At 62.3% G+C, this 22,463-nt stretch carries 23 protein-coding genes, 2 pseudogenes and 2 riboswitches; of the genes and pseudogenes, 12 read left to right on the top strand and 13 right to left on the bottom strand.

Annotation, left to right across the window (positions count from 1 at the left end):
* Window positions 1-54 precede the first annotated feature (54 nt).
* Window positions 55-420, bottom strand: coding sequence for a glyoxalase superfamily protein (locus HU736_RS03680; RefSeq protein WP_101319019.1), 366 nt, complete (start codon window positions 418-420; stop codon window positions 55-57).
* Between the two features lie 282 nt (window positions 421-702).
* Between HU736_RS03680 and HU736_RS03685 the strand changes: the two genes are divergently transcribed.
* Genes HU736_RS03685 through ureG form a run of 8 tightly spaced genes read left to right on the top strand, consistent with a single transcriptional unit; the run spans window position 703 to window position 6,252 of the window.
* Window positions 703-1,536 carry an urease accessory protein UreD gene (locus HU736_RS03685; RefSeq protein ID WP_103438765.1) on the top strand — a complete coding sequence of 278 codons (834 nt, stop codon included), beginning with the start codon at window positions 703-705 and terminating at the stop codon, window positions 1,534-1,536.
* Window positions 1,537-1,546: 10 nt separating this feature from the next.
* Entirely contained in the window at window positions 1,547-1,849 is a 303-nt protein-coding gene (locus HU736_RS03690; RefSeq protein WP_101319021.1) for an urease subunit gamma, read from the top strand.
* Window positions 1,850-1,859: 10 nt separating this feature from the next.
* Window positions 1,860-2,177, top strand: coding sequence for an urease subunit beta (locus tag HU736_RS03695; protein ID WP_103437185.1), 318 nt, complete (start codon window positions 1,860-1,862; stop codon window positions 2,175-2,177).
* Complete coding sequence (gene ureC / locus HU736_RS03700; RefSeq protein ID WP_150569384.1) at window positions 2,174-3,877, top strand: urease subunit alpha; 1,704 nt, start codon at window positions 2,174-2,176, stop codon at window positions 3,875-3,877. The genes HU736_RS03695 and ureC overlap by 4 nt, the downstream gene beginning before the upstream one ends.
* A gap of 10 nt (window positions 3,878-3,887) precedes the next feature.
* The gene (gene ureE, locus HU736_RS03705; RefSeq protein ID WP_150571947.1) at window positions 3,888-4,385 is read left to right on the top strand and encodes an urease accessory protein UreE; all 498 of its coding nucleotides are present in this window, start codon (window positions 3,888-3,890) and stop codon (window positions 4,383-4,385) included.
* 12 nt (window positions 4,386-4,397) lie between these two features.
* Entirely contained in the window at window positions 4,398-4,943 is a 546-nt protein-coding gene (locus tag HU736_RS03710; RefSeq protein WP_101319029.1) for a HupE/UreJ family protein, read from the top strand.
* A complete protein-coding gene (locus HU736_RS03715; RefSeq protein ID WP_186698323.1) occupies window positions 4,943-5,617 on the top strand; it encodes an urease accessory protein UreF in 675 nt (224 codons plus the stop codon). The genes HU736_RS03710 and HU736_RS03715 overlap by 1 nt, the downstream gene beginning before the upstream one ends.
* 11 nt (window positions 5,618-5,628) lie before the next feature.
* Window positions 5,629-6,252, top strand: coding sequence for an urease accessory protein UreG (gene ureG / locus HU736_RS03720; RefSeq protein ID WP_101319033.1), 624 nt, complete (start codon window positions 5,629-5,631; stop codon window positions 6,250-6,252).
* Window positions 6,253-6,348: 96 nt separating this feature from the next.
* Here the strand turns inward: ureG and HU736_RS03725 are convergent, their stop codons facing one another.
* From HU736_RS03725 to HU736_RS03745, 5 genes are all read right to left on the bottom strand, one after another.
* Window positions 6,349-8,130: a coiled-coil domain-containing protein gene (locus HU736_RS03725; protein WP_186698321.1), complete on the bottom strand. Its 1,782-nt coding sequence runs from the start codon at window positions 8,128-8,130 to the stop codon at window positions 6,349-6,351.
* On the bottom strand, window positions 8,127-8,825 hold the full coding sequence (locus HU736_RS03730; protein WP_186698319.1) for a hypothetical protein: 699 nt from the start codon (window positions 8,823-8,825) through the stop codon (window positions 8,127-8,129). Before HU736_RS03730 ends, HU736_RS03725 begins: the two co-directional genes overlap by 4 nt.
* Before the next feature lie 303 nt (window positions 8,826-9,128).
* Window positions 9,129-9,425: a hypothetical protein gene (locus HU736_RS03735; protein ID WP_186698317.1), complete on the bottom strand. Its 297-nt coding sequence runs from the start codon at window positions 9,423-9,425 to the stop codon at window positions 9,129-9,131.
* Between the two features lie 125 nt (window positions 9,426-9,550).
* A complete protein-coding gene (locus HU736_RS03740) occupies window positions 9,551-10,903 on the bottom strand; it encodes a GntP family permease (protein WP_103437193.1) in 1,353 nt (450 codons plus the stop codon).
* Between the two features lie 109 nt (window positions 10,904-11,012).
* Window positions 11,013-11,552, bottom strand: coding sequence for a gluconokinase (locus HU736_RS03745; protein ID WP_186698315.1), 540 nt, complete (start codon window positions 11,550-11,552; stop codon window positions 11,013-11,015).
* Window positions 11,553-11,758: 206 nt separating this feature from the next.
* On the opposite strand from HU736_RS03745, the gene gntR reads away from it, so the two are divergent.
* From gntR to HU736_RS22120, 3 genes and pseudogenes are all read left to right on the top strand, one after another.
* Entirely contained in the window at window positions 11,759-12,778 is a 1,020-nt protein-coding gene (gene gntR, locus HU736_RS03750) for an HTH-type transcriptional regulator GntR (protein ID WP_186698313.1), read from the top strand.
* Window positions 12,779-12,937: 159 nt separating this feature from the next.
* Window positions 12,938-13,654, top strand: a pseudogene (locus HU736_RS22115) (PAS domain-containing protein); the annotation flags it as partial.
* Window positions 13,655-13,762: 108 nt separating this feature from the next.
* A pseudogene (locus HU736_RS22120) lies at window positions 13,763-14,191 on the top strand (methyl-accepting chemotaxis protein); the annotation flags it as partial.
* Here the strand turns inward: HU736_RS22120 and HU736_RS03760 are convergent.
* From HU736_RS03760 to HU736_RS03790, 7 genes are all read right to left on the bottom strand, one after another.
* Window positions 14,166-17,423 carry a transporter substrate-binding domain-containing protein gene (locus HU736_RS03760; RefSeq protein ID WP_186698308.1) on the bottom strand — a complete coding sequence of 1,086 codons (3,258 nt, stop codon included), beginning with the start codon at window positions 17,421-17,423 and terminating at the stop codon, window positions 14,166-14,168. The pseudogene HU736_RS22120 and the gene HU736_RS03760 sit on opposite strands and share 26 nt — an antisense overlap.
* Before the next feature lie 11 nt (window positions 17,424-17,434).
* Window positions 17,435-18,049 carry a response regulator transcription factor gene (locus HU736_RS03765; protein WP_103437197.1) on the bottom strand — a complete coding sequence of 205 codons (615 nt, stop codon included), beginning with the start codon at window positions 18,047-18,049 and terminating at the stop codon, window positions 17,435-17,437.
* 227 nt (window positions 18,050-18,276) lie between these two features.
* Window positions 18,277-18,519 carry a DUF1272 domain-containing protein gene (locus HU736_RS03770; protein ID WP_103437198.1) on the bottom strand — a complete coding sequence of 81 codons (243 nt, stop codon included), beginning with the start codon at window positions 18,517-18,519 and terminating at the stop codon, window positions 18,277-18,279.
* 61 nt (window positions 18,520-18,580) lie between these two features.
* Window positions 18,581-19,336 carry a precorrin-4 C(11)-methyltransferase gene (gene cobM / locus HU736_RS03775; protein WP_186698306.1) on the bottom strand — a complete coding sequence of 252 codons (756 nt, stop codon included), beginning with the start codon at window positions 19,334-19,336 and terminating at the stop codon, window positions 18,581-18,583.
* A 30-nt stretch (window positions 19,337-19,366) separates the two neighbouring features.
* Window positions 19,367-19,771, bottom strand: coding sequence for a cobalamin biosynthesis protein (locus tag HU736_RS03780; protein WP_103437200.1), 405 nt, complete (start codon window positions 19,769-19,771; stop codon window positions 19,367-19,369).
* A complete protein-coding gene (locus HU736_RS03785; RefSeq protein WP_186698304.1) occupies window positions 19,771-20,460 on the bottom strand; it encodes a CbtA family protein in 690 nt (229 codons plus the stop codon). Before HU736_RS03785 ends, HU736_RS03780 begins: the two co-directional genes overlap by 1 nt.
* Window positions 20,461-20,470: 10 nt before the next feature.
* Complete coding sequence (locus tag HU736_RS03790; RefSeq protein ID WP_186698302.1) at window positions 20,471-20,656, bottom strand: CbtB domain-containing protein; 186 nt, start codon at window positions 20,654-20,656, stop codon at window positions 20,471-20,473.
* Window positions 20,657-20,755: 99 nt separating this feature from the next.
* A riboswitch (cobalamin riboswitch) is annotated at window positions 20,756-20,979 on the bottom strand.
* 117 nt (window positions 20,980-21,096) lie between these two features.
* Window positions 21,097-21,293, top strand: a riboswitch (cobalamin riboswitch).
* Window positions 21,294-21,395: 102 nt separating this feature from the next.
* Here HU736_RS03790 and cobW point away from each other — a divergent pair.
* Window positions 21,396-22,463 (top strand): cobalamin biosynthesis protein CobW, encoded by a 1,068-nt coding sequence (cobW, locus tag HU736_RS03795; RefSeq protein ID WP_186698300.1) that lies wholly within the window; start codon window positions 21,396-21,398, stop codon window positions 22,461-22,463.

Consider the following 22,463-nt stretch of genomic DNA (forward strand, 5'->3'; position numbering starts at 1 on the left):
GCCCTGGCATGGGTAAAGCCTGAACCCGCCAGGCCGGCTGGCCGAGGGCAACCGTTAGTCTTCGCTCTGCTGGCAGAAGCGCAGGCGGTTGCCGAACGGATCCCAGATCTGCATCTGCAAGCCCCAATCGACGGTTTCGGCCTCGGGGCGGGCATAGCCGTACTGTTTGTCCTGCAGTTCACGCTCCAGCGCGCGCAGGTCGTCGATGCGGGCAAAGATGGTAGAGCCGGGCGAGGCGTCACCGTGGTGTTCCGACAGATGCAGGATCAGCCCATCGCGACGGATTTGTGCGTACAGCGGCAGATCCGGGCTGAACCGGTGCTCCCAATCGAGCGTGAACCCGAGAAAATCGAGATAGAACTCTTTGGCCTTGTCGACCGAGAAGATCCGCAGGATCGGGATGGCAGGGGCTAATTGCATGGTGACTTCCTTGGTCAGCTGAAGGCGCTACTGTAACCCGCTTCGCGTCCTCCAGCACCAAGCTGGCAGCACTGAAACGGGGCCGGGCGACGCCCTCTAAGTGTGCGGCATGCCCCCCGGTGCCCCTTGCCAGAGCGGTTTATGCCTCGCGCCAGGGCTAAGTTGGCCCGCAATCTGCAAAGCATCCCCAAAGCAAAATTGATCGACTGGTCAGACGCGGCGCGCAATGGCGCCACGCTGATCGGCTCAGGGCCGCAGGGCCGTGATTTTCAGGGGGCCAGGATGTCTTTGGCGCAACAGATCGAGCAGCAAGACGACGACAGCGGGTGGAGCGCCTACCTGCAACTGCGCTTTGTGCAACGCGACGGCGTGACCCGCCTTGGTGCGCGCAAGCATTTCGGACCTCTTTTGGTGCAACGACCGTTTTATCCGGAAGGCAGCCCATGCCACGTATACATCCTGCACCCGCCAGGCGGCATCGTCGCCGGCGACCGGCTTGAGCTGGACATCCAGCTGGAAGCCGGCAGCCACGCACTGCTGACCATGCCCGGTGCGAGCAAGTTCTACCGCAGCATCGGCCCGACCGCACGCCTGCATCAGCACTTTCACCTGCAGGCCGGGAGCACCCTGGAATGGCTGCCTCAGGACAGCATCTTCTTTTCCGGCGCCAGGGCGAGCCTGGACAGCCGCTTCACTCTGGAGCCGGGTGCGCGTTTGCTCGCCTGGGAAACGCTATGCCTGGGCCGTCCGGTAATGAACGAGCGCTTCGAGCAAGGCGCGCTGGACAGCCGCCTGCGCGTCGAACTGCCGGGTGATCCGGGCCTGCACGAGCGCCTGCGCATCGAGGGCGGGCGCCTGGACAAGGTCGGCGGGTATCCACTGCTGGCGACCTTTTGCGCCGCGCCCGCTGGTCAGGCGTTGCTGGAGCAGGTCCGCGAGTTGCTCGACAGCCTTGGCAACCCGGTCGGGGCAACCCTGCTGGGCGAGCTGCTGGTGATCCGCCTGCTCGATCACGACAACCAACATCTGCAACACACCCTGCAGCGCCTTTGGCATGTGCTGCGCCCGGCCGTTCTCGGCCTGGCGCCATGCTCGCCGCGCATCTGGGCTACCTGAGAGAGACGCCGTGGAACTGACCCCCAGAGAGAAAGACAAGCTGCTGCTGTTCACTGCCGCATTGCTGGCCGAGCGCCGCCTGGGCCGTGGCCTGAAGCTCAACTACCCGGAAGCCCTGGCGTTGATCAGCGCCGCGGTGATGGAGGGTGCCCGCGATGGCCGTACCGTCGCCGAACTGATGAGCCTTGGCCGTGAGGTGCTGCGGCGCGATCAGGTCATGCCCGGCGTACCGGAAATGATCCATGACGTGCAGGTCGAGGCAACCTTTCCTGACGGCACCAAATTGGTGACCGTTCATGATCCTATCGTCTGAGGAGGCCGGCATGATTCCGGGTGAAATCCAGGTCGCCGCTGGCGACATCGAGCTCAACGTGGGCCGGGCAACGGTCAGCGTCAAGGTTGCCAATCACGGTGACCGGCCGGTACAGGTCGGCTCGCATTACCACTTCTATGAAGTCAACGACGCGCTGGTGTTCGAGCGTGAGCCGACCCTGGGCTTTCGCCTGGATATCCCGGCCGGCACCGCGGTGCGCTTCGAGCCCGGCCAGGCGCGTACCGTGCAGTTGGTGGCCTACGCCGGCAAGCGCGAGATATATGGTTTTCAGGGCAAGGTGATGGGCCCATTGGAGGGCAGGCCATGAGCCGGCTGTCGCGTCGCGCCTATGCCGACATGTTCGGTCCGACCGTGGGCGACCGGGTGCGCCTGGCGGACACGGCGCTGTGGGTCGAGGTCGAGAAAGACTTCACCATCTATGGTGAAGAGGTCAAGTTCGGCGGCGGCAAGGTCATCCGTGACGGCATGGGTCAGGGCCAAATGTTGGCGGCCGAGGCGATGGACCTGGTCCTGACCAACGCACTGATCATCGACCACTGGGGCATCGTCAAGGCAGACATCGGCATCAAACACGGGCGGATTGCCATGATCGGCAAGGCCGGCAACCCGGATGTGCAGCCTGGCGTCACCGTACCGGTCGGCCCTGGCACCGAGGTCATCGCCGCCGAGGGCAAGATCGTCACCGCGGGCGGCATCGACTCGCATATCCACTTCATCTGCCCACAGCAGGTCGAAGAGGCCCTCACCAGTGGCGTCACCACGTTTATCGGCGGCGGGACCGGGCCGGCCACTGGCACCAACGCCACTACCTGCACACCTGGCCCTTGGTACATGGCGCGCATGCTGCAAGCGGCCGACAGCCTGCCGATCAATATCGGCCTGCTCGGCAAGGGCAATGCCTCGCGCCCTGAAGCGCTGCGCGAGCAGATCGCTGCTGGCGCAGTCGGGCTCAAGCTGCATGAAGACTGGGGATCGACTCCGGCTGCGATCGACTGCTGCCTGAGCGTGGCCGAAGAGATGGACATCCAGGTCGCGATCCACACCGACACACTCAATGAGTCGGGCTGTATCGAAGACACTCTTGCCGCCATCGGCGACCGCACCATTCATACCTTCCACACCGAAGGCGCCGGCGGCGGCCATGCCCCGGACATCATCCGCGCAGCAGGGCAGGCCAACGTGCTGCCTTCGTCGACCAATCCGACCTTGCCGTACACCGTCAATACCGTCGACGAACACCTCGACATGCTGATGGTTTGCCATCACCTCGACCCAAGCATTGCCGAAGACGTAGCGTTTGCCGAGTCGCGCATACGCCGTGAGACGATTGCCGCCGAGGACATCCTCCATGACATGGGCGCATTTGCCATGACCTCGTCCGATTCGCAGGCCATGGGCCGAGTTGGCGAAGTGGTCATTCGCACCTGGCAAGTAGCCCATCAGATGAAGCTGCGCCGCGGCCCGCTGGCACCCGACAGCGACTACAGTGACAACTTCCGGGTCAAGCGCTACATCGCCAAGTACACCATCAACCCGGCAGTGACCCACGGCATCGCCCATGAAGTCGGCTCGCTGGAAGTCGGCAAGCTGGCTGACCTGGTGCTTTGGAAGCCTGCGTTCTTCGCGGTCAAACCGGCCTTGGTGATCAAGGGTGGGATGATCGTCACCGCGCCGATGGGCGATATCAACGGCTCGATTCCAACGCCGCAGCCTGTGCACTACCGGCCGATGTTCGGCGCATTGGGCGCCGCTCGCCATGCCACACGCATGACTTTCGTGTCGCAGGCAGCGCTCGATCAGGGCGTGGTCGAGCAGCTCAACCTGCAGAGCCTGATCGGCGTGGCCAAGGGCTGCCGCCAGGTGCGCAAGCGCGACATGGTCCTGAACACGCTGCAACCGCAGATCGAAGTCGATGCACAAACCTATCAGGTGCGTGCCGACGGCGAGCTGTTGGTGTGTGAGCCAGCCAGCGAACTGCCGTTGGCGCAGCGCTATTTTCTGTTTTGAAGGAGCACCCATGATTGTTCTCAACCGGCGCATCAGCGCCGCCGACAGTGCCGAGCAGACGATTACCGGCACCGTGACCCTGAGTGTCGATAGCCGGATCAAGAGCCGCCTGCGGGTTACCCTGGACGATGGCCGTGATGCCGGCCTGATGCTTGAGCGTGGCCACCTGCTGCGTGGCGGCGAGCTACTCGGCGATGCCGACGGCGTGCACCTGGTGCGCGTGCTGGCTGCTGCAGAGTCGGTCTCGACCGTGCGCTGCAGCGACCCGTTGCTGCTGGCGCGGGCAGCCTATCATCTGGGCAACCGCCACGTGCCGTTGCAGATCGATGCCGGCCTGCTGCGTTATCAGCATGACTATGTGCTGGACGACATGGTCCGTGGCCTTGGCCTGCAGGTCACGGTCGAGCAGGCACCGTTCGAGCCTGAAGCCGGCGCTTACCAGAGCGCGCCACACAGCCATGCCCACGGCAATGATCACCCCTTCGTGCGTATGCCCGCTGCCCACTAATAAGGAACCCAGATGAAAAAGACACTCGCCCTTGCCCTACTGTTGGTGGCCGTACCGGCCTTCGCGCACCCCGGTCATGACAGCAGCCCGCTGCACGATGGCCTGCTGCATCCGTTGACCGGCCTTGATCACTTGCTGATGTTGCTCGGTACCGGCGTGCTGGCGGCCTTGACCCGGCGCAACCTGCTGTTGCCGCTGGCAACCCTGGCAGCGATGTTTGCCGGTGCTGTGTTTGGCCATCTGTTCGGTGGTGTGCTGGGCATGGAAAGCATGATCGTCGGCTCGCTATTGGTGGCAGCAGCGGCGTTGCTGGTACCTGGCCGGCAAGTGTTGCTGGCCCTGGCAATGCCGCTGTTCGCGCTGTTCCACGGCTGGGCACATGGCGTTGAAGCAACCCCAAGCGCCTTCTGGCTGTTCAGTGCCGGGTTCGTTACCGTCAGCGGTTTGCTGCTCGCCGCGGGCTTTACCGTCGGTTGCCTGCTACGCCGCCACGCCAAGCTGCAGAAAGCCTGTGGCGGCGGCCTGCTGGCGTCGGCCGCTGTCATGCTGGTCGGCTGATGAGCAGCGACCTGGCGTTGCTGCGTTTACTGCAGCTGGCCAGCCCGGGCTTGCCGGTGGGCGGCTTCACCTACTCGCAAGGCCTGGAATGGGCGGTCGAGGCCGGCTGGGTAAGCACCACCGAAGGTTTCTGCAACTGGCAGCGTGAGCAGTTGCACGACACCCTCGGTTATCTCGACTGGCCGCTGCTGGCCCGCCTGTACCGCGCGTGCGAGCGCGCTGACGTCGAGGCTTTCGGGCGCTGGAGTCAGTTTCTCCTGGCTAATCGCGAGACCGCCGAGCTGCGCCTTGAAGAGCGCCAGCGGGGTTACGCGCTGGCGCGCATTCTTGACGGCTGGCAGCTCGGGCAAGACCTTGCCTGGCGGCCGCAGCTTGAACTCACCCAGCTAGGCGCGATGGCATGGCTCGCCGTGCACTGGGCAATTCCTTTACGCCAGCTGGCGCTGGGGCTCGGCTTTGCCTGGCTGGAAGGCGCGGTCATGGCGGGCGTCAAGCTGGTGCCGTTTGGCCAGCAGGCGGCGCAGACCGTACTGCGCGACCTGGCCGCCGAACTGCCGGCGGTGCTGGACATGGCGCTGGAGCTGGAAGACGAGCAGTTGGGCGGCGGCCTGCCGCTGCTGGCCATCGCCTCGTCGCGTCACGAAACCCAATACACCCGTTTGTTCCGTTCTTGAGGACTGCCAACATGCAAAGCTATCAGCAACCCCTGCGCATCGGTGTCGGTGGCCCGGTCGGCTCCGGCAAGACTGCGCTGCTCGAGGCCCTGTGCAAGGCCATGCGTGATCACTACCAGATCGCCGTGGTCACCAATGACATCTATACCAAGGAAGATCAACGCATTCTTACCGAAGCCGGCGCCCTGGAGCCCGAGCGGATTGTTGGCGTGGAGACCGGCGGCTGTCCGCATACGGCGATCCGCGAAGACGCCTCTATGAACCTGGCTGCGGTGGAGGCACTGGCGCGCAAGTTCGGTAACCTTGAGGTTATCTTCGTCGAGAGCGGCGGTGACAACCTCAGCGCTACTTTCAGCCCCGAGCTGGCCGACCTGACCATTTACGTCATCGATGTTGCCGAGGGCGAGAAGATTCCGCGCAAGGGCGGCCCAGGGATTACCAAATCGGATTTGTTGGTGATCAACAAGACTGACCTGGCGCCCTATGTCGGCGCATCGCTTGAGGTCATGGAGCGTGATACCAATCGCATGCGTCCAGAGCGGCCCTGGACGTTCAGCAACCTGAAAAAGGGCGAAGGGCTGCAAGCGGTGATCGACTTTATCGTCGAGCGCGGCATGCTTGGTGTCAGGGCGTAAGGCACAAGCGACATCAGTCATGGCTGCAGCAACTGGTCGGCCCTCGAGGGGCCGACCAGTAGGGTTGGTTACCAGCGGGCTATCAGCGCTGCGGGATCAAGCGCTCAATTCGTCGCGGTAGCTGGCCAGGTAGGTCAAGCGTTGATGACTGGCCTTCTCACGGTCGTCGATGATCATTTTCAGGGTGAAAGATGCCTGGTCCAGATACGCTGGCAGCTCCTGGCCAGTAATGTACGTGCCTGACAGTTTGTTGAGTTTGCTCCAGCCATCCTTGAAGGTCTGGGCAAATCGGTCCGATACCACGCCAACCGCCAGCCACTGTCCTGCCTGGCTGATAAAGAATTCGTCGGTAGAGCGGACCAACTGGGCCAGGCGATTGGCACGCAGCCGTGCGCTATTGCCGGCGCTCTCATAGCTGGAAACCTGATCCGTCGCCTGGTCGAGGATGACCTGCATGAAATCGGAGAACGATTTGAAAAAGAAGGCCATTTCTTCAACGATTTCCTTGGTCCGTTTGAGCGCGCTCACGCTCAGGTTCAACGATCGAACGGCAAGTTCGATGTTCTGTTTCTCGTTGCGCTGGCCGGCAAGCAGGGCAGTGAGGTTAACCAGCTCGGAAGCTTGCTCACGGCGGGTATTTTCGTATTCCTCGGCTTTACTGAGCATCTGCATCTGCATGTCGCGCAAATTGCCTGCTTGTTTGCGTTGCTCCGCACTCAGCGATGCGGCATGTTCGCCGATGGCTTTGAGCGCCGCCTCCAGTTGTGACAGCTCCTGGCTGAGTTCGCCTTGCCGTGCTGCTACCTTTTCAAGGTCGGCCTGGACATCGCTGATACGGCCATCGAGGGTACCCTTGGCCGGATCAGCGGCGTCGGCGTTGCGCTTGCTCAAGTCATCCAGGTTGGACTTCAACTTGTCACGCTGCTCGTTGAGCAGCGTTTGCTCTGCACGCAGCTCGGAGCGCGCTTTTTTCATCTGGATACCTTTGTGCAGGTCATCGGCCTGGTTCTGCTGGCCAAGCCCCGCTGCGGCCGCCATCGAGGCGCCGCCAATCACGGCCGATGCGCCGCCGGTAGCTCCCATGGCTACCATGGGCAGCAGCGCCCCCAGCATCTGTGCGCCAGTCTTCAAAAGCGACGCCCAGAACGATTTTTGCTCGGCGGTCTTCGCCTGTGAACCGTATTCCTGCGCCAGCTTTTCATAGCGGGCAACCTGTTGCTGCAAGTCGGCGACCAGACCCTCGAGCATCTCGCGCCGAGCATTAGCGATGACGAGTTCGCTCTGCAGCTTGCTATCTGCCTGAATGGTATCGCTTAGCGCGACTTCGCTGCGTGCGGTCGCGTCGGCGGTGTTACGGATGATGACATCGTATCTGTCCGCGATCGTGGTAAGGCTGTCGCGCACGGTAATTGCCGCTTGGGTGACTTCGTTGGCCATGGCCAGCAAATCAGCGGTGACGAATTCCTTGATTTCCTCCGGGTCACCGCCTTCCTTCACGTCAAGCCAGTCGGGTAGGCAGTTGCGCAAGGTAGTGCCGATTCTATTGGCGACGCGAATAGCACTCTTGATGCTTCGCTCACTCTCCTGCTGAGCGGTGATCAAGTCATTCATGATCGAGCCGATCCTGACGCGGATGTCTCCCTGCTCCTGGGGCGTGGTGTTGTAGGCGATGTAGAGCAGGTCGATGGCATGGTCGGTATCGTGCTTGGCCCGACTGGTGTCATAGGTGCCTTCGATCTTCTCGACATAGTTGGCGACCAGCGCAGTCTGCTCGACAGGTAAGCGCAGCGGTGTGGCCCTGCTCAGCGCTTCGATATGGCTGCTTATAGCGCTATCGATACGAGCATTGCGGCTGATGAATGGAATGACTTCGCTCATGGGAATGGCCTTTTTGGTGGGTTATCGGGGCTGCAGTCCACTTCCCAGGAGGTCGGGAAGCGCACGCCTTGGTCGCGTAAAGGCGACCAGGCTTTTTCCAGAAGACGCCGGCCGGCGATCAGGTTGGCTTGAGCAGGCGGCTCAAGCAGGGCAAGGGCATCGGCTTGGCATTTGCGCGGATTGGCTGTGTTTCCAGCGCAGTCGTCGCCGGCAAACAGGAAATCGTCAACGTCGTGGGTAATGCTCTGCCTGGTTTCGCGTGACGAGGCCAACAGCGACTTGACTGCTGCGATCTGGCGCTCGGCCGAGCGGCCGATGGCAATGCTGTATTGGATAGCCGCTATCTCGTTACTGATGCCGCGCAGAGCCTGGTCGTGTTCAGGTCGCCACGGTAGGGATTGGTAGCGCTGGCGTTCCTGTTGCAGCTGTCGCTCCAGACGCCCGCGTGCGGCTTCCAGCTCAGGCAGGCGCCTGATCTCGCCGCCGACACTGTTTTCGATGTGCTGAATACGGCTAATCATCAGTTTTTCCACGCTTTCCAGGTGTCCTGTGCAGACAGCCATGCGTGCCTCCAGCACGGGCTCCAGGCTGGCATGGGCTGCGTTGCCGTAAAGCACTGCACCCAGCGCGAGCAGCACGCACGGCTGAGCAAGCGATGAGTGCAACCTGTGGCACATTCGGAAAGTGATTTTCATTGGGCACCTCGCTACGAATTCCCTTGAACACCCGTCACGGACTGCTGCGAAAACGCGCGACGGTGGTCCTCAGGTGGTGCCGGGATTAAGCCCCGGGCGCCATCTGCGAATAAGCAGGAAAGGCTTTACTTGGAGCTGAGCGCTGAGTTAAGTGAGGAAGCTCAAGCGTGGAGACGAGCCCGAGAGAGCGGAGGAGGGCGGAGGAGGGGTAACGCTTGAGGCCAAGCGTTACCAGGCGAGGGTCATCAGTTGCCTACGATCTTGCCAGCATTCGCCGCTAGCCATCGTCGGGCAAGCGTCATTTCAAGGCTGAGGGTTACTGCTACCAGATCCCTGGCCCTTGCCCACGGGCGCGTCGGGAGTACCCATGCCCGGCAGCTTGTGATCATTGCTCTGGCTGGCAGGAGGACTGTCTGGATCATTGCCTTTCAGGCGAGGGTCAGTGTTGCGTGGCATGGGTGTTTCGATAGGATTGAGTGTGCTGTCTGCACCAGGCTTGGGCGCGCTGTTATGCGGGTCGTCCGGGTAGGTCGGGCCAGTACCCGCGGCCATGGCCAAAGGCGTTGCGAGCACGGCGGCAAGCAGCAGGAAGCGTTTCATGGGCAAGCTCCTTTGCGTGGATAAAGTGCCAGCCTTGCCGCTGAACAGAAGCTGATCACACGGCAAGGCCCTTATCTCACTTGAGCCTGACACCCCACGCTAGGTGCCAGTATCCCGACCAACGGTCAGACGAACTGCGCCAGCAACATGATGAAGATGATGCCGACCACCGACAGGATGGTCTCCATCATGCTCCAGGTCTTGAACGTTTCTGCTACGGTCATGTTGAAGTACTGCTTGACCAGCCAGAAACCGGCGTCGTTGACGTGGGACAGAATCAGCGAACCGGCGCCGGTGGCCAGCACCAGCAGCTCACGGTTGACCCCTGGTACCAACGCGATCACCGGTGCAACGATACCGGCGCCGGTGATGGTCGCTACCGTTGCCGAGCCTGTGGCGATCCGGATGACCGCCGCCACCAACCAGGCCAGCATGATTGGCGATATCTGCGCTTGCACCGCCATCTGGCCGATGACGTTGCCTACGCCAGTGTCCACCAGCATCTGCTTGAAGCCGCCGCCAGCGCCGACAATCAACACGATGGCAGCGGTGGGGGCCAGGCTCTGGTCAAGCATCTTCATGATCTGCTGACGGTTGAAGCCGCGCGCCGCGCCGAAGGTGTAGAACGCCAGCAGCAGCGCCGCGAGCAGGGCGGTGATCGGGTGGCCGATCAGGTCCATCCACTGGCGCACGATGTTTTCAGCGGGCAGCACCACATCAGCAAACGTCTTCAGCAACATCAGCACTACCGGCAACAGCACGGTGATCAGGGTGATGCTGAAGCTTGGCAGGTTGCGCTGGTCGGACTCGCGAGCAATCTGGTCCATCAGCTCTTGCGACGGGTTGCCTGGGATGTAACGCGAGATGAAATTGCCGTACAGCGGGCCGGCGATGATTGCCGTCGGCAGCGCTACCAGCAAACCGTAGAAAATGGTCTTGCCGATGTCGGCGTTGAAAATGCCGATCGCCAGCAGCGGGCCTGGATGCGGCGGGACCAGTCCATGCACGACGGACAGGCCTGCCAACAGCGGAATACCGATCTTGACCAAGGACACCCCGGTGCGCCGAGCTACGATGAACACCAGCGGGATCAGCAGCACAAAGCCGATTTCGAAGAACAGCGGGATGCCCACCAGAAATGCGGCGAACATCATGGCCCAGTGCACCTTCTGTTTGCCGAAGGCGCGGATCAGGGTCTGCGCGATCTGGTCAGCGCCGCCGGAGTCGGCCATCAGCTTGCCGAGCATGGTGCCCAGTGCAAGCACGATGCCGACAAAGCCAAGCACGCCGCCAAAGCCGTCCTGAAACGACTTCATGACCTTGGCAACGGGCATGCCCGAGGTCAGGCCGAGAAAGCCCGCAGCCAGGGTCAGGGCAACAAAAGGATGCACCTTGAAGTGGGTGATCAGCAGGATGAGCCCGATGATGGTCACCAGGGCATCGAGTAGCAGGAACGTATCGGTAGCCAGTCCGAACATGATTAATGAGCCTCGGTTTTGTCTTTGTTGTTAGGCGTAGCGTTATGGAACTTCTGGTGCTTTTTGACGTCGAGACAGCGCTGTCTTTGGTGAGCTGGTAAACCGCCGCTCAGGCGATTCGCGCCAATGTCCGCTCACCGCAGGGCTTTAACCAGTCGTGTACGCTTTCGGCCAGCGCGGCTACTGGCCGGGTAGCGTCCAGCGCCAGGGTGAGTGGCTCGCCACGAGGGGATTCGAGGGCGGCAAACTGGCTTTCGATAAGGCTGGCAGGCATGAAGTGGCCAGGACGGGCCAGCACGCGCTTCTCGGCCTCGGCAGGGGTCAGTTCGAGGAACACGAAGCCCAGCTCAGGCACGGCTTCACGCAATGCATCGCGATAGCGGCGCTTCAACGCAGAGCAGGTCAGGATTGGTCGTTCGCCGGCCTTGAGCGTGGTCTGTAGTTCCTGGCCGAGCAGCACCAGCCAACCGGCACGGTCGGCATCATCGAGCGGCACGCCAGCGCTCATTTTTTCGATATTGGCAGCGGGGTGAAAAGCATCGCCTTCGATCAGCCGACCGCCACTGCGGGCGGCAATGGCAGCGCCGATGCAGCTTTTGCCGCAGCCTGCTACACCCATCACCACGATCGCGGACAGGGGAGAGTTCATCAGTACCTCCTGCAGGTAAGATAGCGCTGTCTCGACATGGACGTCGATGTGTGGGCGCCACCCTCCCGGATGTTATTGGTCTTGTCTAACGCAGTATGATCGCTCGACGCAGGGCAATTGATAAAGATTACATTGCCTGTGTCCTGGGACAGCGCTACCTTAGTGGCCGTTCCCCACCCTTGGCAAGTAGTAAAATTACAACACCCATGTCACGCACCGGCTCCCGCACTACTGGTCGTCCCACCCTGGCAGAAGTTGCCAGGCTCTCCGGCGTTTCACCGATAACGGCCTCGCGGGCGTTGCGCGGGGTCGCCACCGTTGCCCCTGAACTGGCCGAAAAAGTCCTCGCTGCGGCGGCCACCCTGGGTTACATCGCCAACCCGGCAGCCCGCGCGCTGGCCTCGGCGCGCAGCCATTCGGTGGTGGTATTGATCCCATCGCTGTCCAACCAGCTGTTCATCGATACCCTCGAAGCGATCCACGCAGTGATGCGTCCGCGCGGTCTCGAAGTGCTCATCGGCAACTATCACTACGACGTTGATGAAGAAGAGAACCTGATCCGCAACTACCTCGCCTATCAGCCCTGTGGCGTACTGTTGACCGGCTTTGATCGCACCGAAGGTTCGCGCCATTTGCTGGCTGCCAGCCGAGTGCCCTGTGTGCACATGATGGAGCTGGGTGAGCAGGCAGATGCGGTGTCTGTAGGGTTCTCTCAGCAGCAGGCAGGCTACGCTGCCGCCCGCCATTTGATCGAGCGGGGTCGACGGCGGCTGGCGTTCATTGCCGCGCAGCTCGACCCGCGGGTAATGCAGCGCGCCGCAGGCTTTCGCCAGGCGTTGCTTGAGGCCGGATTGCAAGCGCCCGAACTGGAGCTGCTGGCCGCACAGCCCTCGTCAATTGGTCTTGGCGGCGAACTGTTCAGCCGCTTGTTGGCACAGGCGCCAGAGGTCGACGGGGTGTTCTTCTGTAACGATGACCTTGCTCAGGGCGCAGTCCTGCAGGCCCTGCGCCAAGGCATCGCAGTGCCGCAACGGGTGGCCATGGTCGGCTTCAACGACCTGCCAGGTTCTGCGCACATGGTGCCGCCGTTGACCTCGATCCGGACCCCGCGTGCTGCCGTTGGTCGGGCCGCGGCGCAAGCGCTGCTGGCGATGCTTGATGGCAAGCGGGTGAGCGCTACGCGTCAGGATCTGGGCTTTGAGCTGATGGTTCGGGAGAGTACCTGAAGCGGCTGATTGCAAGGTGATATCAGCGGCCTTGCGCCGTTTCGCCGGCGATCTATGCTGAGGGCACCCCGTCCACGCAAGGAGCCCGGCGTCATGTTCGATTACCATCGCAAATCCGATATCGTCGAAATCCAGCGCTGTCATCAGGCCTTGGTGGGGATGGAGGCCAGACTGGCCGCGATCAGTCGGTCGATGGCCATGATCGAGTTCACTGCCGACGGCACTATCATTGCCGCCAACGATAAATTCTGCCAGGCATTGGGCTATAGCGCCCAGGAGATCGCGGGCAAGCATCATCGCCTGTTCTGCGATCCGGAGTACGCCAAAAGCCCGGCTTACCAGCAATTGTGGCAAGCGCTGGGCAGAGGCGAGGCCATCAGCGGTACCTTCGAGCGCGTCGACAAGGCTGGCCGCGAGGTCTGGCTGCAAGCCAGTTACATGCCCGTGCTGGATGAGCAACAGCGCGTCACCAGTGTGATCAAGGTCGCCTCTGACATCACTCAGCGGATCCACGGCGAGCACGAAAGCGAAGCCCTGCTGCAGGCGATCAGCCGATCCATGGCAGTGATCGAATTCACACCACAGGGGAGGGTGCTGACTGCCAATGCCAACTTCTTGCAAACCATGGGCTACCGGCTCGAAGAAGTGGTGGGCCGTCATCATGGACTGTTTTGCCTCGCCCATGAGCGAGAGTCGGCCGAATACCGCGAGTTCTGGGCCTCACTTAACCGCGGTGAGTACCATTCGCACCGTTTCGAGCGAATCAACAAGCAAGGGCAGATTGTCTATCTGGAAGCTTCATACAACCCGATCTTCGATAACAAGGGCCGGTTGGTCAAAGTGGTCAAGTTCGCCAGCGACATCACCGCCCAAGTCAGCACTCAGCAAAGCGCTGCCGATGCCGCCCACGCCAGCTCCGTGCAGACTGACGCCTGCGCGCGTAAAGGCAGCGAGGTGGTGCAGCAGACCGTACAGGTGATCGAACAAATCTCTCAAGAGCTGAGCGACGCTGCGCGGACCATCGACGCTGTCAGCAAGCAGTCGGAGATCATCGGCCAGATTGTATTGACCATTCGCGGCATTGCCGACCAGACCAACCTGCTGGCACTCAACGCCGCAATCGAGGCGGCGCGCGCCGGTGAGCATGGCCGTGGTTTCGCTGTGGTAGCCGATGAAGTACGTAATCTCGCTGCACGCACCAGCAAGGCCACCCTGGAGATCGTCGATGTGGTCAGGCAGAACCATGACTTGTCACTGACTGCGGTCGCCAGCATGCAATCGAGCTTGTCGCACACAGGGCGCGGCGTGCAGTTGGTCAACGAGGCGGGCACGGTCATTCTGGAGATTCAGCAAGGCTCACGGCACGTTGTCGATGCAATCGGTCAGATCAGTTCGACGCTGCAATTGCATTGAGCCCAGCGCGCAGTTCACCTTGCAGGGTGTGCAGGCTTGCCTGCAATTGCTGGCGGGCGGCTGCGCTGGGTTGGTCCGAGGCCAAGACCTGCTCAAGTGTCTCGCAGTCGCGCACGACCCCGCGCACCTTGAGCATTTTCGCGCCGCCCTTGATGCGATGCGCAAGGTCGCGTAGCGCAGCGCTCGGCGGGTTTGCTCCCAATGCGTGCAGGGCGGCCAGGTCTTCAGCGGCAGTGCGTGCCAGTTGCTCGAGCAGACGTCTGATCAGTTGCTCGTCACCTTGGGTCAAATTACGCAACTGATCGATGTCGAATCCGCTTGGGCGCGGAGTCGGCGGATTCAATGCGTAGCGCGGCAAGTGCGCCTTGAGGGTATGCAGCCCGATCGGTTTGAACAGACAGTCGTTCATGCCGCTGTCCAGACAGCGGACGCGCTCCTCGGCCTGCGCGTTGGCAGTGACGCCAATGATGGTGCAGGCAGGCTGGCCACTTGCGCGTTCCAGCGCACGAATGCTGCGGCTGAGCTCATGACCATCCATGACCGGCATGCTGCAGTCGGTGATAACCAGATCGAACTCGCCCGCTTGCCAGCTGGTCAGGGCCAGTTGGCCGTTTTCAGCCAACGTCACCTGATGACCGAGGCTGTTCAGTTGTTTGTCGAGCAACAGCAGGTTGGCCGGGTAGTCGTCGACTACCAGAATGCGCAGAGGTTGACCGGGTTGCTGCTGGGTGGCCTCGCTCGTCTGCGGCTGCGATGCAGGCGTTGCGCTGGGCAGCGCCAGGCTGACCTCGACGCGTGTGCCAAGGCCCTCGACGCTTTGCAGCTGCAGCGTGCCGCCCATCAGTTGGGCCAGGCTGCGACTGATCACCAGACCCAGCCCTGCACCTTGCTGGGCGCGTGGGCCGTCGACCTGGGCAAAGCTGTTGAACAGGCGCGCCTGGTTGACGGGGTTGATACCCACGCCACTGTCTTGCACGCATAAGGTCAGTTGCAGCAGCTCTGCCGAGGCCGGCGCGCAGGTGAGGCTGACGAGGATCTCGCCGCGGTCGGTGAACTTGATCGCATTGCTCAGAAGATTGGCCAGGACCTGCTTGAAACGCAGCGGATCGACCAGCACCCAGAGTGGCTGCTCAGGCAGCTCGCTGCGCAGTTGCAGGCGTTTGATCCGGGCATTGCCGTCAAATACGCGCAAACTGGCACGGACCAGTTCGATCAGATCGGTCGGCACCGGGGTCAGGGTCATGTGGCCAGCTTCGATGCGCGAGATGTCGAGGATGTCGCCAATCAGCTCAAGCAGACCAATTGCCGAATCGTGGGCAGTCTGCAAGGTCAGTGGGTCGCTGCGAGTGCCATCTTCCAGGGCCAGCTCCAGCAAGCCGATAACCGCGTTCATCGGCGTGCGAATCTCGTGGCTCATGGTGGCCAGGAAGGTGCTTTTAGCCTGACTGGCCTGCTCGGCAGCGTCCTTGGCCTGGCGTAGCTGCTCAAGCAGGCCCCGACTGAGGAGCAGTTGCGCCTGCAACGCCCGTTGGGCCTCGGTGCGCTGCTGGATCAGCTTGCGCAGGTAGGTGTTCCAGAACACGACACCGGCCAGCAGCACGCCGCCGAGAACCAGCACCTGCAGGGCCAGGCTGCGATAATTGCGCCACGGGCTGTCACTGACCAGGGTGGTGTTGCGCCATCGGTTGACCAGTTGATCCAATTCGTCGGGCGGTATGCTCAGCAGCGCCTTGTCGACAATCGCATGCAGCTCCGGCTGATTGGCAGCCATGGCGAAGGCAGCCATCGCCGGTTCCTCGCCGAACAAGGCGGCAATGCGCAGGCGATTCTTGAACACATGATCTATGTAATAGCGCGCATTGATATGGCTGCTCAAGGCGACTTCTGCTTCACCGTTGGCCACCGCTTCCATCAGCCCCAGTGGTGAATCGACTTCCACCAGCTTGGCCTGTGGATGTTGGCGCTGCACCAGTGCACCCAGCGGAGAGCCACGTACTACTGCGATCCGGCGGTTGTCGATCAATGCCGCCGGAGTGCTGCCGGGGTTGCCGGCGCGGGTGACCAGCACCCGCGGACTGACCAGGTAGGGGCGAGTGAAGCGCAAGCGTGCCGCGCGCTCGCTGCCGTAACCGATCGCGCCGATCATTTGCGCCTCGCCCCGCAGCAGTTGATCAACCATCTCCTGGACGGCTTCCACTTCGCTGATCTGAAAATCCAGCCCGGTGCGCAAGCTGATCTGCTTGAGCAGATCGAGGGCGACCCCACTGGGGCGTTGCTCGGCGTCGTTGAAGGTCAGCGGCGCCAGGGACGGCGTGACCAGCACCCGGACGCTGCGGTTATGTTCGATCCATTGTTGTTCCGCAGGGGTCAGCGGGGTGTTCAGGCGCTGGAGCAGGAGGCTGGTATTGCCGCTGCTCCAGCGACGCAGAATGTTCAGCCGCTCGCTGTCGCTGATGCGGCTCAGGGCCTGGTTGAGCAACCTGAGCAGGCGCGAGTTGTCGCGGCGTGTCGCGAAGGCGAACGAGCCGCCGGGCAGCGCCGAGAAATGGTCGATGCGCACCTGGCCTTGGTAGCTCTTGCCGATCAGGTAGTCGGTGCTGATTGCGTCGCCCAGGTAGACGTCGGCGTCGCCCATGGCGACCGCAGACAAGCCGCTCAAGGTCGAGCGATAAAGTTGCAGCTGTGCCTGCGGATACTGGGCCTTGACCGTACTGGCCGGCAGGTAATGGTCGACCATCGCCAGCCGCAGCCCAGCCAGGTCATCGCCGTGGCGCAGGGTCTGGACCTGTCGAGCGACGATCACCGGCAGGTCGTCTGCATATGCCTGGCTCAAGGTAAGCTCGGCATTGCTGGCTTCGGTTGCGTTGGAACTGCCCAGCAGATCGATTTGCCCGTCCTGCAAGGCTTTGATGGCCTGTTCGCGGCTGTCAAAGCGCTGCACTTGAACGGCTATGCCCAACTGCTCGCCGATCAAACCGGCATAGTCAGCATTGAGCCCTTCATGATCGGCTGGGGTGATATTGATTTCAAAAGGCAGGTAATCCGGCCCTGAGCTGCCGAGTACCAGCACCTTGTGCTGGTCCAGCCACTCGCGGTCATCGTCGGCAAGGTCCAGTGGAGCAGCAGCGCTGCTCGAGCGTGCCAGCAACTGCCGTGGCTGACTGTCAGCGAGCACGGCCGCAGACACGCCGCTAAGGCTGATCAGGAGTAGCAGTGTGCGCAGGCCGGTCATGACGTAAAGCTTCAGTTGACGTTGTTGCGCTTGGCCAGATCGACCATTTCCACCAGCGACTCCGACTTGAGCTTCTCCATGATGCGTCCGCGGTAGGTGCTGATGGTCTTGGCGCTAAGGTTCATGGACTCGCCAATGGCCTTGTTGTTTTCGCCCCGAGCCAGCCTGCGCAGTACCTCCATTTCACGGTTGGACAAGCTGTCCAGTCGGGCGCTTTCAGACTCCAGCGAATTGCTGTTGACCGACATTTGCGGAAAGGTCGAGTAGCCCTTGATCAGTGCCTTGAGGGCGAATACCACCGACTCGATGTCTTCATTCTTGTTGACGAAAGCGCCAATCCCGGCGTCCAGGCAGCGCCTGACGTAGAGGTCGGCAGGCTGCCCGGTCAGGGCCATGATCTTGGGTGGTGGGTCCAGCAGCTGCAGGCGCTTGATCACCTCCATGCCGTCGAGTTCGGGTAGGCCGATGTCAACGATCACTACCTGGGGTGAGAGTTTGCGGGCCAGTTCCACGGCTTCCTTACCGTCTTCGGCGGTGCCAATGACTCGAAAACGTTCGCGCTCAAGCAGCATGCGTACAGCCGTTAGAACGATTGGGTGGTCATCGACCAGCAGCACGGTAGTCATTGCTAGCTCCTGTGGTGAAGAGGGTCCGTTGCCTGAATCACACAGGAACGTAGCTGAGGGTTGATCCGCAAACCTCAGGCAGCGCGCAAGATACGTCGATTCTCAGTCCATGGTAATGCCGAGTATAGGCGTGATGAACAAACCAGGTGATTCTGAGGAAAATTCCTACAAAAAAATACGGTAACAATCCGGATGTGGCAGGCCTTCCGGCCTGCCGGCGGTAGGAATCAGGGGCAGGGCGCGTGGTCTTTGATGACGCGCTTAGTGGAGGCGGGGTTGTTGCTCAGTGCGTTACCAACGCGGGTCGGCCGGCTTTGCAGCTGACCAGCGCAGTTCGGGCAGCGTCCGTGCAGACGTTGTTCGGCACAGCTACGGCAATACGTGCATTCGAACGAGCAGATCATTGCATCCGGGCTGTCGCCGGGCAGTTCGACGGCGCAGCATTCACAGTTGGGGCGTAGTTCCAGCATGGGCGTGGTTCCGATAGCAACAAGGTTGGTCGAGTCTGCTCTGCGCTGGCGGCGCTGGCAATCAGCCGTTGCCGGGGCGATACAGGTGAGCGTGGCCGGCGCGATACAGGGCTGATTCGGCGAACGGTGTATCCCCCAGGACGTGACCGACCAGGATCAGCGCGGTTCGCCGAAAATCCCGTGTACTGATCAGTTCGACGATGTCCGCCAGCGTGCCTCTGACCCAGTCCTGATCAGGCCAGGTGGCGCGATGGATGACCGCAACCGGGCAGTCAGCACCGTAATGTGGCAGCAGCTCTGCAACGATCCGTGGCAGGTGCTTGACGCCGAGGTGAATCGCCAGGGTGCTGCCATGCCGGGCCAAATCGCCGAGTTGTTCGCCGGCGGGCATCGGCGAGCTGTCGCCGTAACGGGTGAGGATGACCGTTTGGGCGATGCCCGGCAGGGTCAGTTCACAACCCAGCAGTGCGGCGCTGGCCGCCGTTGCCGTTACCCCAGGGATGATCTGGTAGTCGATGCCCCGCTCGCGCAAGTGACGGATCTGCTCGCCGATGGCGCCATACAGGCTCGGGTCACCGCTGTGCACCCGCGCCACATCGTGGCCTAGCGCATGCGCGCTGTGCATGGCGTCTATGATCTGCTCGAGGTGCAGTTCGGCGCTGTTGATGACCGTTTCGGCGCTGTGACCCTCGAGCACTGCGGCGGGGACCAGCGAGCCCGCGTAGATGATCACCGGGCAGTGCCGGATCAGGCGCTGGCCTTTGACCGTGATCAGTTCCGGATCGCCCGGGCCGGCGCCGATGAAGTAGACCGTCATGGCAAATCCTTGCAAATAAGATGGAGGCGATTATCCAGCACTGGCGAGGGCGAGGGTAGCGCCCGCCAACGTTTGCCGGGTGAGCACCAGCCGCGCGCTGCCGTGAGCATGCGCGGCAAAGGCCAGGGCGGTGCTTTCGGCTACGCCCCAGCAGCCGCTGTGGGCGAAGGCTGTAGCGGAGTGCTGGCTGAGCTGGGGGGCAAAACGCTGCAACTGCTCTGCGGGAAAAAACTCCAGCGCCAGTTGCAGGCGATCGGCCAGTTGATGCAGGCCAGCCTCGCTGACTTTCAGCTCGATACTGGCGATGCCCTGCACTGCATGCAGGGTTAAGCCAAGGCTGGCAAGACTCTGTAGCAGCAGCGCCTCAAGCAGGTCGGCGGGGCAGCCCTTGCGGCAGCCAACGCCGACATACACGGCGGGTCGCGGCTCAGACATCAAGCCTGCCGCGAACGGCGGAACAACCACGCACTGAGCAAGCCCAAGGCAATCCAGAAGGCGGCATTGGTCAGCCACGAGGCGATTTTGAACTGGGTTGCCAGGGCCTCAGGCGCAAGACTTTCATGCACGCTCGGCTGCGGCGCGCCGATCACGTGTGGCAGCGCCAACAGCAGTACGCCGACTACCTTCAGCAGCCAATGCTGGGCAAACACAATCAGGCCCAGGCCGACCGCAGTTGCGGCCGCAGTGCCGATCCACCAGGTCTGACGTTGGCCAAGGTTGGCTGCCGCCGTGCCCGGCAGCTCGGCCGGCAAGCCCAGGGTTGGCGCCAGGCAGAACACGGCAAAACCGGCCAGGCCCCACAGCGCTCCGGTGGCGACCCGGTTGGGTTCGCGCAGGCTGTACAGCGCTGCCAGCATCAGGGCAAAGCCGACCGCAACCACCAGGTTGCCGCCGGTGGTGGCCAGCACGCGCTGCCAGCCGTCTTCAGGCGCCCAGGCTTCGGCGCTGTGCTCGTGGGCAGCAACGGCGCTGTCATCATGCTCGTGCTGGCCAGCCGGCGCTGGGCTCTCGAAGGTTTCCGCTTCGAGGATCAACGGGCTGATCCAGAAGCTTTGCAGCAGGGTCAGCAGCAGGGCGGCGAGCAGGCCGCTGAACCCTGCAGTACGGGCAATGCGCGTGATCATGCGAGTCTACTCAGTGGCAGGGGAAGGCAGCGCTGTGGCGCGTATCGTGGGCTGCGTTGTGCACTGCCTCGATGTGCGAGAAACCGGCGAAGTACACCAGGCACATGCCAACCAGGCTGGCGCCGACGGCGATGACCAGGCGTTGACTGAGGCTGACGGGGGTGGCGATGCTGTGTTTGGCGCTGGTGATGGGCATGACGCAATCCTCTGCTTGTTATAGGCAGGGGGCAGGCGCACCGGCCCCGGGCGCGGATGGCCCAGGGCAATGCGACAGCGCCCGCCCACCGCGGGGTGTTGATATTCGACTACGCAGGCCGGTCTCCGGGCTCACGAGGAGGAGCAGGGCTCCTTGAAAAGCGTCACCTTCCCATGCCCTACAGCCTGGCACAGTGGTCAAGACACTTCGCTCGCTTACCGTTGCGGGGGCAGCACCGGAGTAGTCGGGCTCTCTATTGAGGCCAGCGACGCACCGGTTTCCCGTTTCACCCCATAGGGGGCACCTGAACGCAAGGCGCTAGCAAACCATGCCGCAGCGGCGCGCTGCAAGTGACAAGTTGCACGCCAGTGTGCATTCAGCCGCCTATATAAGGCAGATGACAGCCCCTAAAGCCGCTTGCAGCTTGCCGCCGGGGTGCGTAGCCTTGTCTGCTTCGAGGTTCTCCGGCGTGGCCGGAGCTAAGACGGGAACGCGGTCAAGCCGCGGCTGCCCCCGCAACTGTAAGCACTGATCAGGATCGACACAGCCACTGCGCCTTGCGCGGGAAGGCGTCATCCAACCGGCCCGGCGCCGGTGCGGTGCAAGCCAGGAGACCTGCCTCGAGACGACTTCGACTTTAATCCGGGCGGGGTGATCCGGAGGCGAACAAGCCCGGCTGTGACAGCCTGCGGCGCTCGTCCTGCATGCCCGCGCCATTCTGCCAAGGGCACACGCATCCATGAAAACACTGGCCAAACTCCCCGTCACCATCGTCACCGGCTTCCTCGGCTCGGGCAAAACCACGTTGCTGCGGCACATGCTCGACAACGCCCAGGGTAGGCGCATCGCGGTGATCGTCAACGAGTTCGGCGAGCTCGGTATCGACGGCGAAATCCTTAAACAATGCACCATCGGCTGTACCGAAGAAGAAGCCTACGGGCGTGTCTTCGAGCTGGCCAACGGCTGCTTGTGCTGCACCGTGCAGGAAGAGTTCTTCCCGGTCATGCGTGAACTGGTGGCACGTCGCGGCGATCTGGACCACATTCTGATCGAAACCAGCGGCCTGGCCTTGCCCAAACCGCTGGTGCAAGCCTTCCAGTGGCCAGAAATCCGCAACGCCTGCACGGTCGATGCGGTGATCACCGTGGTCGACAGCCCGGCAGTGGCTGCCGGCACCTTCGCAGCGTTCCCTGACCTGGTCGATGCCCAGCGCAAGCTCGACCCGAACCTGGATCATGAGTCGCCGCTGCACGAACTGTTTGCCGACCAGCTGGCCAGCGCTGACCTGGTGGTGCTGAACAAGGCTGACCTGATCGACGCCGCAGGCCTGGCCAAGGTTCGCGCCGAAGTCTGCGAAGAGCTGCCGCCGGCGGTCAAGGTCATCGAAGCCAGCAGCGGCCACCTGCCGCTGGATGTGCTGCTGGGCCTGGGTGCCGAATCGGAAGCGCACATTGATGGGCGCCGAACTCATCATGACAGCCACCATGACGACGATGATCATGACGATCACGACCATGATGCCTTCGACTCGATCTCGCTGGATTTGCCAGAGGCCGATGAGCGCTTGCTGCTGGCGGCCCTCAACCAGTTGGTAGTGGAGTTTGGCATCCTGCGCGTGAAAGGCTTTGCAGCCATCCCGGGCAAGCCGATGCGCCTGCTGATCCAGGGCGTAGGCACCCGCTTCGACAAGCATTTCGACCGGGCCTGGGGCGCTGACGAGGCGCGCACCACGCGCCTGGTACTGATTGGCCAGGAACTTGACGCCAGTCAGCTCGAAGCCCGTCTGCGTCAGGCTCTGGAAGCCTGA

The sequence above is a fragment of the Pseudomonas shirazensis genome, assembly GCF_014268785.2.
GTDB classification, from domain to species: domain Bacteria; phylum Pseudomonadota; class Gammaproteobacteria; order Pseudomonadales; family Pseudomonadaceae; genus Aquipseudomonas; species Aquipseudomonas shirazensis.

Excerpts from the sequence above, each read along its gene's own strand:
- HU736_RS03680 (WP_101319019.1), bottom strand. The coding sequence starts at position 420 with ATGCAATTAGCCCCTGCCATCCCGATCCTGCGGATCTTCTCGGTCGAC.
- HU736_RS03685 (WP_103438765.1), top strand. The coding sequence starts at position 703 with ATGTCTTTGGCGCAACAGATCGAGCAGCAAGACGACGACAGCGGGTGG.
- HU736_RS03695 (WP_103437185.1), top strand. The coding sequence starts at position 1,860 with ATGATTCCGGGTGAAATCCAGGTCGCCGCTGGCGACATCGAGCTCAAC.
- ureC (WP_150569384.1), top strand. The coding sequence starts at position 2,174 with ATGAGCCGGCTGTCGCGTCGCGCCTATGCCGACATGTTCGGTCCGACC.
- ureE (WP_150571947.1), top strand. The coding sequence starts at position 3,888 with ATGATTGTTCTCAACCGGCGCATCAGCGCCGCCGACAGTGCCGAGCAG.
- HU736_RS03710 (WP_101319029.1), top strand. The coding sequence starts at position 4,398 with ATGAAAAAGACACTCGCCCTTGCCCTACTGTTGGTGGCCGTACCGGCC.
- HU736_RS03715 (WP_186698323.1), top strand. The coding sequence starts at position 4,943 with ATGAGCAGCGACCTGGCGTTGCTGCGTTTACTGCAGCTGGCCAGCCCG.
- ureG (WP_101319033.1), top strand. The coding sequence starts at position 5,629 with ATGCAAAGCTATCAGCAACCCCTGCGCATCGGTGTCGGTGGCCCGGTC.
- HU736_RS03725 (WP_186698321.1), bottom strand. The coding sequence starts at position 8,130 with ATGAGCGAAGTCATTCCATTCATCAGCCGCAATGCTCGTATCGATAGC.
- HU736_RS03730 (WP_186698319.1), bottom strand. The coding sequence starts at position 8,825 with ATGAAAATCACTTTCCGAATGTGCCACAGGTTGCACTCATCGCTTGCT.
- HU736_RS03735 (WP_186698317.1), bottom strand. The coding sequence starts at position 9,425 with ATGAAACGCTTCCTGCTGCTTGCCGCCGTGCTCGCAACGCCTTTGGCC.
- HU736_RS03740 (WP_103437193.1), bottom strand. The coding sequence starts at position 10,903 with ATGTTCGGACTGGCTACCGATACGTTCCTGCTACTCGATGCCCTGGTG.
- HU736_RS03745 (WP_186698315.1), bottom strand. The coding sequence starts at position 11,552 with ATGAACTCTCCCCTGTCCGCGATCGTGGTGATGGGTGTAGCAGGCTGC.
- gntR (WP_186698313.1), top strand. The coding sequence starts at position 11,759 with ATGTCACGCACCGGCTCCCGCACTACTGGTCGTCCCACCCTGGCAGAA.
- HU736_RS03760 (WP_186698308.1), bottom strand. The coding sequence starts at position 17,423 with ATGACCGGCCTGCGCACACTGCTACTCCTGATCAGCCTTAGCGGCGTG.
- HU736_RS03765 (WP_103437197.1), bottom strand. The coding sequence starts at position 18,049 with ATGACTACCGTGCTGCTGGTCGATGACCACCCAATCGTTCTAACGGCT.
- HU736_RS03770 (WP_103437198.1), bottom strand. The coding sequence starts at position 18,519 with ATGCTGGAACTACGCCCCAACTGTGAATGCTGCGCCGTCGAACTGCCC.
- cobM (WP_186698306.1), bottom strand. The coding sequence starts at position 19,336 with ATGACGGTCTACTTCATCGGCGCCGGCCCGGGCGATCCGGAACTGATC.
- HU736_RS03780 (WP_103437200.1), bottom strand. The coding sequence starts at position 19,771 with ATGTCTGAGCCGCGACCCGCCGTGTATGTCGGCGTTGGCTGCCGCAAG.
- HU736_RS03785 (WP_186698304.1), bottom strand. The coding sequence starts at position 20,460 with ATGATCACGCGCATTGCCCGTACTGCAGGGTTCAGCGGCCTGCTCGCC.
- HU736_RS03790 (WP_186698302.1), bottom strand. The coding sequence starts at position 20,656 with ATGCCCATCACCAGCGCCAAACACAGCATCGCCACCCCCGTCAGCCTC.
- cobW (WP_186698300.1), top strand. The coding sequence starts at position 21,396 with ATGAAAACACTGGCCAAACTCCCCGTCACCATCGTCACCGGCTTCCTC.